Origin of the sequence: Microbacterium keratanolyticum (assembly GCF_016907255.1) — a bacterium.
In the GTDB taxonomy this organism is placed as follows: Bacteria; Actinomycetota; Actinomycetes; order Actinomycetales; family Microbacteriaceae; genus Microbacterium; species Microbacterium keratanolyticum.
Window position 1 is genome coordinate 1522495 of sequence record NZ_JAFBBQ010000001.1, and the last position, 13055, is coordinate 1535549.

Sequence of the window (13055 nt, forward strand, 5' to 3'; positions counted from 1 at the left end):
TGCGTTGATCAGAGAGGATCACGATGCCGCGTCACCGCTTCACGCAGGCCGATGTCGCCGCCCTCGCCGGCGTCAGCCAGTCGACCGTGAGCTTCGTGCTCAACGGCAACGCTCCTGCCGGTGTGCGCATCTCGGAGGAGACTCGCAAACGCGTGCTCGAGGCGATCCGGATCATCGGCTACTCGGCGAATCCTGTGGCCCAGCGCCTTGCCGGGGGACGCAACCAGATCCTCGGCGTGTTCACGTACGAGACCACCTTCCCCCGGGGCGGGCAGGACTTCTACGGCGCCTTCCTCGTGGGCATCGAGCACGCCGCCGAGCAGTTGGGCGTCGACACGCTCCTGTTCACCTCCGCCCGTGTGGTCGATGGCCGCCGCCGGCTCTCGCGCGACGGCTGGCAGCGACTCGGCATCGCTGACGGGTGCCTGCTGCTCGGCCAGCACGAAGACCAGAGCGAACTGCAGCACCTGCTCGACACGAGCTATCCGTTCGTCTTCATCGGCAAGCGCGTGAGCGAGGGGCGACGCCTGCCCTACGTCGGCGCGGACTATGTCACCGCGACCGCACGTCAGGTGGAGCGATTCGTCGCCCTGGGCCACACACGCATCGGCTATGCAGGTTCGCGCGGTTCGGATCAGTCCACGATCGATCGCGTCGACGGATACCGCGAGGCGATGGCGCGCCACGGCCTCCCTTCCCGCTTCGTCGATGTGCACGACGCGGAGGCCGCCGCCGACGAGGTCGTCGAGCGCGGTCTCACCGCCCTCGTGGTCGCTCCGGAGAACTACCTGGAGGACTTCAGCGACGCGCTCGAGTCCCGCGGGCGCCGCATCCCGGAGGACATCTCGATCCTGCTGCTCGGGCAGCCGCTGCATCCGGTTCCTCGTGGCCGACGCTGGTCGGGGTTCTCCGTCCCCCGGGAGGAGATGGGGGCCCGCGCGCTCGTGCTGCTCTCGCGCATCGTCAACGAGGCATCCGATACCCGCCGTGACGATGCCCGCACCCGGCCGCCCGCACTCGACGACGAAGACCTGCATCAGATCCTCGTCTGCCCCGACATCGACGGCGAGACGATCGCCGCCGTACCGCCCCACCCCGCTAGACAAGAAGGACATCGTTCGTGACCGCACGTGAACTGACCACCGACGTTTTGATCGTCGGAGCCGGACTCGGCGGCGTCGCCGCCGCGCTCGCCGCCGCTGATCGAGGGGCGCGTGTCGTCCTCACCGAGGAGTACCCGTGGATCGGCGGCCAGCTGACCTCGCAGGCCGTGCCGCCGGACGAGCACCCCTGGGTCGAGGAGTTCGGCATCACCGCGCGCTACCGGGCGCTGCGCGACGGCATCCGCGACGTCTACCGCCGTCAGTACCCGCTTGTCGAAGAGGCGCGCGACCGCAAGGACCTCAACCCGGGCGCCGGATGGGTCTCGAAGCTCTGCAGTGAGCCGCGCATCGCCGTCGGGGTGTTGGAGGAGATGCTCGCTCCGCACCGCTCCACCGGTCGTATCACCCTGCTTGAGCGCGTGCGACCGACCGCGGCGACCGTCGACGGTGACCGCGTCACCTCGGTCACCCTGTCGTCGGAGATCGGCGGAGCGGATGTCACGGTCACGGCGACGTACGTGATCGACGCGACCGAGACCGGCGAACTGCTGCCACTCACCGGCACCGAGTACGTCACCGGGTTCGAAGCACGCTCCGAGCACGACGAGCCCAGCGCTCCCGAGGTTGCGCAGCCGGACAACATCCAGGCCATCAGCGTGTGCTTCGCCATCGAGAACGCAGAGGGCGACAACACGATCGAGCGTCCCGCGAACTACGAATTCTGGCGCGACCACGCACCGTCGGCCTGGCAGGGCGAGAAGCTGCTGTCCTGGACAGCGCCGAACCCCCGCACGCTCGAGCTCGGCACGCGCGTGTTCGACCCGAACCCGGGCGACGACGCCCTCGCCGTCGATGCGGATCAGTCGAAGAACGCGGGAGACCACAACCTGTGGACCTTCCGACGCATCGCCGCCCGCGACCTCTTCGAGAAGGGGTTCTACGAGAGCGACATCTGCCTGGTCAACTGGCCCAGCATCGACTATTTCCTCGAGCCCGTGCTTGACGTTCCGCGCGAGGTCGAGCTCGCCCGCTACGAAGAGGCCCGCGAACTGAGCTTGTCGATGCTCTACTGGATGCAGACCGAGGCTCCGCGCCCCGACGGCGGCTTCGGCTTTCCCGGACTGCGTCTGCGCCCCGACCTGATGGGCTCGGAGGACGGCCTCGCCCAGGCGCCGTACCACCGCGAGTCCCGCCGCATCCGCGCGCTGACGACGGTCACCGAGAACGATGTCTCGTACGCCGTGCGCGGCGACGAGGGCGCGACCCGCTACGAGGAGTCGATCGGTGTCGGCATGTACCGCATCGACCTGCATCCTTCGACCGGCGGCGATACGTACATCGACGTTGCATCCACGCCGTTCGAGATTCCACTGGGCGCGCTCATCCCGCAGCGGATGACGAACCTGCTGGCCGCCAATAAGAACATCGGCACCACGCACATCACCAATGGCTGCTATCGCCTGCACCCGGTCGAGTGGAACGTCGGCGAAGCCGCCGGGCACCTGGCCGCGTACAGCATCGACCGTGACACGACGCCGCACGCCGTGCACGCCACTGCGGAACTGCTCGCCGACTACCAGCGCGAACTCGACGACAGCGGCGTCGAACGGCACTGGCCCGAAGGCCGCGTCTACGCATTCTGACCCGCTTTACCCACCCACCCACAGCACAAGGAGCAAGGCATGAATCACTTCACGCCCCGTCGCCGGCGCACCGCGCTGGTGGCCGCCGCTGGCATCGCCGCCAGCGCCCTCGTCCTCGCCTCATGCAGCGGATCTCCCGCTGCCACCGAGACACCGGACGAACCCGTGAGTCTGCGTATGACCGTCTGGACCGCAGACGAGACCCAGCTCGCGCAGTTCCAGGAGATCGCCGACGCCTATGTCGCCGAGAACCCGGAGCTCGTCTCGGACATCACCTTCGAGACCCTGCCGTTCGCGGACTACACCACCTCGCTCACCACCCAGCTGGCCGGAGGCAACGCCCCCGACCTCGGTTGGATCATGGAGAGCTACGCGCCCGAGTTCGTGCAGAGTGGAGCCCTCGCCGACATCAGCCAGACACTGAAAGACGCCGAGGGATACGAGTACGACGACCTGCTCGACTCCTCGCTCGAACTGTGGCAGAAGGACGACGGCCTGTACGCCTACCCCTTCTCCAATAGCCCCTTCGCGATCTTCGTGAACACGACGCAGATCGCCGCGGCAGGTCAGCCGAACCCCGCCGACCTCGCGGCTTCCGGCGACTGGACCTACGAGAACGCCCGCGACATCTCCGCGGCCACTGCCGCGGTGTCGGGCAAGCAGGGTCTCGTCGCCCGTGACTTCGACTTCAAGGTGTGGGAGAACCTCTCCACCATCTGGAACGGCTGGGACGCAGAGCCGTGGCCGGCCGACGGCGCCAGCTGCACATTCACCGAGCCGGAGATGGTCGAGGCGATGACGTGGATCCACGATGCGATCTTCGTCGACGGCGCCATGCCCGGCCCGGGCGTGACCGCGGACTTCTTCGCCGGCGACGCCGCCATGACGATCACGCAGATCAGCCGCGCATCCGCGCTCGACGGCTCGTTCGAGTGGGACGTCCTCCCGCTTCCTGCGGGCCCTGAGGGGCAGCAGAACGTGATCGGTCAGGCCGGGATCGGCGTCTTCGCGAACGCGAAGAACCCGACGGTCGCCGCGGACTTCCTCGCGTACTTCACGCAGCCGGACAACGCCGAGAAGCTCGCGGCGTTCTTCCCGCCGCCCCGCGAGTCCCTGCTGAACGCGGATGTGCTGGCCGTCGCCAACCCGAAGCTCAGCGCCGAGCAGCTCCAGGCCGTCGTCGTCGACGGCATCCAGGGGGCGGTCACCAAGCCGACGCACGTCAACTTCGCCAAGGTGCAGGACGCCGTGCGCGCCCAGCTCGACGCGATGTGGACCGCGGATGCTGACGTCGAGGCTGTTCTCGACAAGACGTGCTCGACGATCGCTCCGCTCCTGAAGGGCTGAGAACGCATGACCTCCACCGTCGTCGAACAGACGACACGGACCGCGGAGCGGAGTGAGGGTCCTCGCCCTCGCCGCTCCGCGGCTGTCCGCGCCGACTGGATCGTGGGTTACACGATGGTCGCGCCCGCTGTGCTCGGCGCACTCGCCTTCGTGATCGCTCCGCTCGTGGCGGTGCTGTGGTTCTCGCTGCACGACTGGAACGTCCTGGCGAACACCTTCGTGTTCTCGGGGACCGACAACTACGAGCGCATGCTCGCAGACGAGGGACTGAAGGACTCGCTGCTGGCGAGCCTGTGGTTCTCGATTGGGCTGGTCGTGTTCAACATCAGCCTGGCGCTGCTGCTCGCGGTGCTGCTGAACCAGAAGCTCCCCGGCACCACGACGTTCCGCACCTTCTTCTTCTCGCCCGTCGTCGTCTCGCTCGTCGCCTGGACGATCGTCTGGAGCTTCCTCCTGCAGGCCGACGGCGGCATTAACGGCTTCCTGTCACTCATTGGCATCGAGGGGCCGAACTGGCTGCGCGGCGAGTTCACCGCGATGGTCTCGGTGATCGTGGTGCAGCTGTTCAAGAACGTCGGCCTCAACATGATCCTGTTCCTGGCGGCACTGCAGAGCGTGCCGGAGGAGATCCTCGAAGCCGCACGCATCGATGGGGCGGGCGCCTGGCGGCGTTTCCGCTCGGTCACGCTGCCGCTGATCAGCCCGACCATCCTGCTGGTGTCGATCATCACGATCGTCGGCTCGCTCGAGGTGTTCGCGCAGATCGCGGTGCTCACCGGCGGTGGACCCGGCAACTCGACGACCGTGCTCGTCTACTACCTGTACCAGCAGGCGTTCCGCTTCAACGACTTCGGCTACGCGAGTGCGATCTCGGTGCTGCTGTTCGTCATCGTCCTCGTGCTGACCCTCATCCAGTGGCAGACGCGTAAGAGGTGGGTCTTCCATGAGAACTGAGACACAGATTCCGGATGCCGCGGGCACCCTCCCGACGGCGAGCACGACCGCGATCGTGACCGGTTCACGTGTGCGTCCCCGCCTCCGCCGGGCGGGCAGCTCGAAGACACGCCGCCGACTCACGACAATCGGGTTGGTCGCGCTTCTGGCGGTCATCAGCATCCCGTTCATCTTCCCGACGCTGTGGATGGCGACGTCCAGCCTGAAGCCGATGAGCGAGATCCTGCAGAAGGTGCCGACGCTGTGGCCCTCGGATCCGAGCTTTGCGGCGTACGGCGAGGTGTTCCGACTGCAGCCGTTCGCGCAGCAGTACTGGAACAGCCTCTACATCGCGGCCCTCGTGACGATCGGAACGATGCTGGTCGCGGCGATGGCCGGGTACGCCTTCGCTCGCATCAAATTCCCCGGAGCGAACGCCCTGTTCCTGGTCGTGCTGATCGGGCTGCTCGTGCCGTCGGAGGTGACGATCGTCCCGCTGTTCCGCATGGTCAACGCGATGGGTCTCATCAACACGCATTGGCCGCTCATCGTCATTCCGATCTTCGGGGCACCGGCCGTGCTGGCGATCTTCATCATGCGCCAGTTCTTCCTCGGGCTGCCCACGGAGCTGGAGGAAGCGGGGCGCATGGACGGTCTCGGACGCTGGGGCATCTTCTGGCGGATCGCCTTCCCGCTCGCACAGCCCGCGCTGGGCGCCGTGGCGATCTTCACGTTCCTCAAGTCGTGGAACCTCTACCTCGAGCCGATCGTGTACCTGTCCAGCAAGGACATGTTCACGCTTCCGCAGGCGCTGACGCAGTACGTCGACGCCTACGGCGGCCCGATGTGGAACGTCCAGCTCGCGGCGACCACGCTCACCGTCATCCCGGTGCTGGCTGTGTTCCTCGTCGCGCAGCGCCAGTTCGTGCAAGGTCTGGCGCACACCGGCCTCAAGGGCTGAGAGAAGGGGCGGGATGATCTCCCGCCCCTTCTTGTCTGACGGCTCCGCCACCGCGGGGGCGCTGTTCGTCGTGTCTGAAATCGCTGTTCTGTATTCACTGTCGAAGGAGATGGTCATGAGAAGAACCTCACCCCGGACCTGGCATCGGCGGCTCTTCGCCGCGGCGCTGGCGACGGCTCTCGGAGCGGGAGGGCTCGCTGCGGCGACACCCGCCGCCGCCGCATCCGCCCCGCAGGCATCCGCGACGTCTGTCGCCCCACCGCCGGAAGGCTGGCCGACCTTCGGCTATCAGGGCGTGATCACCGACAAGTCGCAGATGAGCTACAACCCCACCAACGAGTTCATCTTCCCGACGCTGTTCCACGCGGGGGAGCACTTCGAGAACCCCCTCGGCGAGTGGTACCTGTACACGGCGCCGCACGACGCCCCGGCGGGCATCATCCTGATGTACTCCGACAGCCTCGCCGGCCCCTGGACCGAGTACACGGACAAGGCTCCGCTCATCTCGAACGTCTGGGAGCCGCACTACAAGGTCAGCCACACCTCGAGTCCGGACGCGATCTGGAACGAGGAGGCCGGGAAGATGTTCATGTACTTCCACGGCGAGAACTCGGTCACCCGGTATGCGACCTCCGACGACGGCATCACCTTCGAGTACGGCGGCTCGGTGGTGACGAACGCCATGGGAGGTCCGAACGTCACCGAGACCAGCTACGCGCGCGTCTTCGAGCACCCGGACGAGAACTCCGAGTACCAGTACGGCATGTTCTACATGGGCAACGAGCGCGACAACATCCGTCGCGTGCGTCTCGCCGAGTCCGTCGACGGCGTCACGTGGACGGTCGACCCCGACTACGTCGTCGCACCCGGTGCCGAAGAGGGCGCGAACGTGTCCGGCGGCAATCTGTGGGAGCGCGACGGCCAGCTGTACGTCATCTATCACGGCTCCAGCGGCAAGAGCTATGCGCGCACGATCGACGAGACGCTGCGCCAGGTCGGCGAGGTGCCGATCGTGCTGCACCAGTCGACAGGCATCGGAGTGGATGTCGGACGTGTTGCCGCTCCCGAGATCGTGACGGACGACACCGGAACGTACCTGTTCTATGAATCCGGAGACCGCCTGGGCGCGACCGTCGCCTATGCGAAGGAGGGTGCGGAGCCCGAGGTCGGCCCGATCTTCGAGGGATTCCCCTCCGATCCTGAGAACCCTGTCTTCGCTGCATGCGCGGCGGAAGGGTCGGATGAGTTCGCCGGAGCCCTCGCTCCCGTGTGGGATCGCGTGGTTCGTGAGGAGTCGGCGCGTCACGCTGTCGAGGATGACGCGCTGGTCATTCCGACCTACACGGGCGGCGTCGCTGCGGCGCCGCTGCTGCAGCAGGAACTGCCCGAGGGCGCATGGCAGGTCACGACCGAACTCGACATCGCCGCGACGCAGAAGTTCCAGCAGGGAGGGATCCTGCTCTACGCGAGCGACACGCACTACGTGAAGCTCGGAATGGGACGCGCGACGCCCGGCCCGACCGTTGAACTCGTCTTCCACCGGAACGGTGTGAACAGGCAGGATTCGCGTGCCCCCGAGGTCGCGGGCGCGACGAAGATCTGGCTGCGCCTCACGAACGATGGCGCGCAGGTGCAGGCATCCGTCTCCTACGACGGCACGACCTTCGCGGACTTCGGGCGTCCCGTCGAGTCACGCGACATGGCGTTCACGCACATCGGCCCCTTCGCGTTCCGCGGGGCGACGGAGGCGGCGGAGATTCCGGCGCGCTTCGACTGGTTCCGCTTCTCACCGAGCACAGAGCAATACGAAGAATGCCAGAACGCGGAGCCGCCGCTGCCCGCGGACAACGAGACTGCCACGCCCGGCGCGGGCGTCCTCTCTTCCACGAGCGGCTGGACGACCGGTCTGCATGACGGCACATTCGAGCTGCGCTGGAACCTCTGGTGGGGCGCGAACGCATCGCGCGTGAAGGTGTATGAGAACGGTGCACTGATCCACACGGGTGACCTCGTTGCGGCGGGACCTGCAGCGCAGGGTGTCACGGTGCCGATCTCGGGCCGCGTGAACGGCGAGTACGTCTACACGGCGGAGGTCATCAACTCGCAGGGCGTCTCGCAGCCGCAGCCGCTCACGGTCACCGTGAAGGACGCACTGCCCGGCATCCCGAAGCTCGCGCTCGCAAAGACTCCCGCTCCGGGAGTGGTTCGAATCGTCGCGAACATGTGGTGGGGTACCAACGCCTCCGCGTGGCGTCTGCTCGAAGACGGCGCCGTCGTTGCCGAGGGTGAACTCGCGGCGGTGACTCCCGAGGCGCAGCGCGTCGAGGTCCTGCGGGAAGGTCGCGAGGCCGGTACGCACAGCTACGTGATCGAGTTCGTGAACGCGGCTGGCGTCACCGCCAGTTCGCCGATCACGGCGACGATCAAGTAGGCCAGGACGGGACGATCACGTAGTCCAGGAGGGGACGGCGCTCGGAAGCATCCGGGTGCCGTCCCTTTCCTATATCCACAACTCCACCGTTTGAATGATTCGAATCCGGTGGCGGACGCGGCAGACTGCAGGCAGACGGAGAGGATCTCGCATGCATGCAGTGACGGCGGACAAAGCAGAGGCGCAGGCCCCGAGTCGCCGCGACTGGATGGCGCTCGCCGTCCTGGCCGCGGGACTCGGAATGATCGTCCTCGACGGAACGATCGTCGGTGTCGCATTGCCGGCGATGATCGAGGATCTCGGGCTCACGCTCACCGATGCGCAGTGGGTCAACAGTCTGTACGCCGTGCTGCTGGCGGCGCTGCTCCTGTCGACGGGCAAGCTCGCAGACACCTGGGGGCGCAAGCGTCTGTTCCTCGCAGGCCTCCTCGTTTTCATGCTCGGCAGCGTGCTCGCCGCGATGGCGTCGGATGCGGGGCTGCTCATCGGGGCGCGCGCCGTGCAGGCCGTCGGCGCCGCGCTCATCATGCCGTCGACGCTGTCGACGGTGAACGCAGTGTTCCGCGGGAGGTACCGGGCGGCCGCGTTCGGCGTGTGGGGTGCAGTCATCTCGGGTGCGGCTGCGATCGGACCGCTGGCGGGTGGCGCGCTGACGCAGTGGGCGGGTTGGCACTGGATCTTCCTCGTGAACGTGCCGCTCGGGCTGATCGTGCTCGTCGCGGCGCTGTTCACCGTCCCCGAGACGCGCGCGGTCAAGAAGCTCCCGGGGGCCGACGTCGACGGGGCGCTGCTGAGCGCGATCGGCTTCGGCGCGCTCGTGTTCGCGGTGATCGAGGGGCCGGATCTCGGGTGGTGGGCGCCATCGGGCGACCTGCAGATCTTCGGATGGAAATGGCCGACGGATGCCCCGGTGTCGGCGGTTCCTGTCGCGTTCGCGATCGCGGCGGTGGCGCTCACGCTCTTCGTGATCTGGGAACGCCACCGGGAGCGCGTGCAACGTTCGGCGCTGCTCGACCTCAACCTCTTCGTGCTCCCGACCTTCTCCTGGGGAAACCTCACGGCGGCGATGGTCGCGGTCGGCGAGTTCGCGATCATCTTCGTCCTGCCGCTGTTCCTCATCAACGCGCTCGGCCTCGATGTGATGGGTGCGGGTCTCGTGCTCGCCGCGATGGCCATCGGCGCGTTCCTCTCCGGCGCGGCCGCACGGCATCTCGCTGCGCGGCTGGGGGCGCCCGGCACGGTGCTGCTGGGCCTCGGCCTCGAGGTGGTCGGCGCGGTCGTCATGGCGCTGCTGCTCACGAGCACGAGTCCCGGATGGCTGATCGCCGTGCCGCTGGTCGTCTATGGCCTCGGTTTGGGTCTCGCTTCCGCGCAGCTCACCGGAACGGTGCTGCGCGATGTGCCGGTGGACTCCTCGGGGCAGGCGTCCGCGACGCAGAGCACCGTGCGGCAGATCGGCTCCGCGCTCGGCACGGCTTTCGCGGGCGCGGCGTTGTCGGTCGCTCTCGCGATCACTCTGCCGGGTTCGCTCGCGGCGGCAGGCTTCAGCGGATCATCCGCCGATGCGCTCGCCGCGAGCACCCGTCAGTCTGCGGGCGCCGTCATCGGTCAGCTGCGCGCTCAGGGAGACGCGAGCACGCTCGGGGATCAGACGGCGACGGCTGTGGACGCCCTCGCGTCGGGATTCGCGGATGCCACGCGCTGGGCGGTCCTCATCGCCACTGCGTTCCTGATCCTGGGTTTCCTCGGTGCCCTGATGCTGCGCCGCGCCTCGCGAAGCACCTCAGCGGACTGACGCCGTGCGGCGCAGAAGCGCCTTCTGCGCTTCGACGACCAGCGGCACGATGACGGCCAGGGCGAGAACGGTGAGCCACTCGCTGCCGCTGAGCGAAACGGTGCCGATCAGGCGCTGCAGGAAGCCGAGCTCGACGCAGGCGACCGTCATGACCGCAGGGATCGCGAGCCACTTCAGCGCATTGGCGATCGGCGAGACGAACCCTGAGCCGGGGGAGCGACGCATCGCCAGCCCGCCGAGGATCGCACCGAAGCTCGCCACGGCGAAGGCCATGGTCACCGGGACGCTCGGCTGCTCGCCGTGGAGCTCGTCGGCACGGGTGAGCAGCGGCGTGATGGTCGTCGCAGCGATCACCGCACCGAACAGCAGCCACTGCAGCACGGCGCCCGGGTGCGAGAGCGTGACCTTCGGATCGCGTGGCGGACGCGACATGATGTCGTCGGGAACCGGGTCGAGCAGGATGACGATCACGGGGAACATGGTCGTGAAGAAGTTGAGGAACAGCACCATGAGGGGTGTCATCGGCACGCCCTCGTTGATGTTGAAGATGCTCGCGGTGAGGAACAGGATCACGAGCGAGAACAGCAGCGACATCTGGAAGCGCGCGTAGCTGACGATCTTCTCGTAGATCGACCGGCCCACTGTGATCGCGGTGATGAGGGTGCCGAAGTTGTCATCGGTGAGGATCATGTTGCCGGCCTGCTTGGTCACCTCGCTGCCCGAGCCCATCGCGACGCCGACATCCGCCTGCTTGAGTGCCGCGGCATCGTTCACGGCGTCACCGGTCATCGCGACGATGTCACCGGACTCCTGCATGAGCCGTGCGATGCGCAGCTTGTCCTCTGGCGTCACGCGGCCGAAGACGTGGATGTTCGGCAGCTGCGCGCTCAGCTCCGCGTCACTCATCGTGCGCAGGTCGCTGCCGCTCGCCGCGCCGGGGCCCAGATCGAGCTGCGCACCGATCGCCGCGGCGGTGATCGCGTGGTCGCCGGTGATCATGCGCACCTCGATGCCGGCTTCGTGCGCCGTGCGCACGGCGTCGACGGAGGAGGGGCGGAGCGGGTCGATGATGCCCACCATCCCGACGAAGACGAGGTCCTCGACGGCGCTCATGGGGTTGGCGGTCATGGCCGCCTCCAGCGCGTCGTCGGCGCGGAAGGCGAACGCGAGCACTCGCAGGCCCTGCTCGGACAGCTCTCGCTGTGCCTGCTCGATGCGCGCCCGTTCCTCTTCGATGTCCACATGTGTGCCGTCGGCGGTCATGGCCTGGGAGCATCGGGCGAGCACGACATCCACTCCGCCCTTGACGACGCTCAGCAGGCGCTCCTCGCCGCGCACGGGGGCGTGGTGGAAGGTGGCCATGAACTTGTACTCGGAGTCGAAGGGCACCTCGGCCACGCGCGGGTACTCCCGGCGGGTCAGTTCGGCATCGACGCCGAGCTTCGCGGCGAGCACGATCAGCGCCGCTTCTGTGGGATCGCCGATGACGGTGCCGGTGTCGGAGACCGTCGCATCGCTGCAGAGGCAGAGACCGTAGGCGAGGGCGGTGAAGTCGGGCACGGTGGTGCCGGCGGCGCCGCGGATCTCGCCCTGCTTGGAGTAGCCGCCTCCGCTCACGGTGAACCACTCGTGTGCGAAGTAGAGCTTCTGCACCGTCATCTCGTTGAGGGTCAGGGTGCCCGTCTTGTCGGAGTTGATCGCGCTCGTGGCGCCCAGCGTCTCGACGTCAGCGAGGTTCTTCACGACCGCGCGATGAGCGGCGAGCATCTTGGCTCCGTAGGCGAGCATCCCCTGCACGAAGGTCGGCATGCCGGAGGGGATCGCCGAGATGGCCATGGAGATTCCGAGCAGCAGCAGCGCCTCGAAGGGCTGCTGGCGGGCCACGCCGATCACGACGATGATGGCGACCGCGCCCCAGGCGATGAGGGCGAGCACCTTGGTGAGCGAGCGCAGCTCCCGCTGCAGCGGCGACAGCGTCGGCTCGACGGCGGCGAGCAGTTCGGCGATCCGACCCATCTGCGTCGCGGCGCCCGTATCGGTCACGACCACGGTGGCGGTGCCGCGTGTGATCTGTGTGTTCTGGAAGACCATCGAGCTGCGATCGCCGAGTGTCGCATCGGTGTCGACGACCGCGTCGACGCCCTTGTCGACCGGTGCGCTCTCACCGGTGAGCGCGGCCTCCTGCGCTTCGAGGCGCGCCGCGCGGAGGATGCGCGCATCCGCGGGCACGAGGTCTCCCGCCTCGAGCAGCACGATATCGCCGGGGACGAGCTCCGAGGCCGGGATCTCTTGCGTCGATCCGTCCCGCACCACGCGGGCGTGCGGGATCTGCAGGTCTGAGAGGGCGTCGACCGCGGCACGCGCCGACATCTCCTGCCGCGCCCCCATGACGACGTTGACGACCACGAGCAGGCCGACCATCACCGCGACCGGGATCTGATTGATGAAGCAGCTCACGACGGTGACGGCGATGAGCATGATGTTCATCGGATCCACGAGCAGGCGCAGCGAGATCTGCCAGAGCGAGGGCCCCCGTTCGGCGGGGATCGTGTTGCTGCCGTACCGCTCTCGCCGCTGCGCGACCTCGCTCGAGGAGAGTCCCGTGGTCGGAGCGACGCCGAGGGCCTCGGTCACGGCTTCCGGGGAGCGGGCGAACCAGACGTCGGGCTGGTCGGAGGTGGATGCGGTCATGTGCGTCGCCCTTCGCAGGAGTATGCGGTCAGTCTGGCGCACGCCACGGCGAGGCGGAAGACGGATGTCCGTGTTCCGTCGTGTCGAATCGATTCGATAGAATCGACTGACGGTGCCGCATCCGACACCCCACATCCCCCGTTTCTGTTCT

Annotated in this window: 8 protein-coding genes; 7 read left to right on the forward strand and 1 reads right to left on the reverse strand. The window is 67.5% G+C overall.

Features of this window, described 5'->3' with window-relative positions; all coding sequences use genetic code 11:
- Nucleotides 1-23 precede the first annotated feature (23 nt).
- From JOD62_RS07255 to JOD62_RS07285, 7 genes are all read left to right on the forward strand, one after another.
- Nucleotides 24-1124, forward strand: a complete 1101-nt coding sequence (locus JOD62_RS07255; protein WP_204938630.1) for a LacI family DNA-binding transcriptional regulator — start codon at nucleotides 24-26, stop codon at nucleotides 1122-1124.
- On the forward strand, nucleotides 1121-2746 hold the full coding sequence (locus JOD62_RS07260) for an FAD-dependent oxidoreductase (RefSeq protein ID WP_204938631.1): 1626 nt from the start codon (nucleotides 1121-1123) through the stop codon (nucleotides 2744-2746). The genes JOD62_RS07255 and JOD62_RS07260 overlap by 4 nt, the downstream gene beginning before the upstream one ends.
- Before the next feature lie 39 nt (nucleotides 2747-2785).
- Nucleotides 2786-4093: an ABC transporter substrate-binding protein gene (locus JOD62_RS07265; protein WP_204938632.1), complete on the forward strand. Its 1308-nt coding sequence runs from the start codon at nucleotides 2786-2788 to the stop codon at nucleotides 4091-4093.
- Nucleotides 4094-4099: 6 nt separating this feature from the next.
- Nucleotides 4100-5047, forward strand: a complete 948-nt coding sequence (locus JOD62_RS07270; protein WP_204938633.1) for a carbohydrate ABC transporter permease — start codon at nucleotides 4100-4102, stop codon at nucleotides 5045-5047.
- A complete protein-coding gene (locus JOD62_RS07275) occupies nucleotides 5037-5987 on the forward strand; it encodes a carbohydrate ABC transporter permease (protein WP_204938634.1) in 951 nt (316 codons plus the stop codon). Before JOD62_RS07270 ends, JOD62_RS07275 begins: the two co-directional genes overlap by 11 nt.
- Nucleotides 5988-6102: 115 nt before the next feature.
- Nucleotides 6103-8418, forward strand: a complete 2316-nt coding sequence (locus JOD62_RS07280; protein ID WP_204938635.1) for a beta-xylosidase family glycoside hydrolase — start codon at nucleotides 6103-6105, stop codon at nucleotides 8416-8418.
- Between the two features lie 151 nt (nucleotides 8419-8569).
- On the forward strand, nucleotides 8570-10213 hold the full coding sequence (locus tag JOD62_RS07285) for an MFS transporter (protein WP_239526582.1): 1644 nt from the start codon (nucleotides 8570-8572) through the stop codon (nucleotides 10211-10213).
- Here JOD62_RS07285 and JOD62_RS07290 read toward each other — a convergent pair.
- Nucleotides 10202-12904 carry a cation-translocating P-type ATPase gene (locus JOD62_RS07290; RefSeq protein ID WP_204938636.1) on the reverse strand — a complete coding sequence of 901 codons (2703 nt, stop codon included), beginning with the start codon at nucleotides 12902-12904 and terminating at the stop codon, nucleotides 10202-10204. The two genes, JOD62_RS07285 and JOD62_RS07290, sit on opposite strands and share 12 nt — an antisense overlap.
- Nucleotides 12905-13055 lie beyond the last annotated feature (151 nt).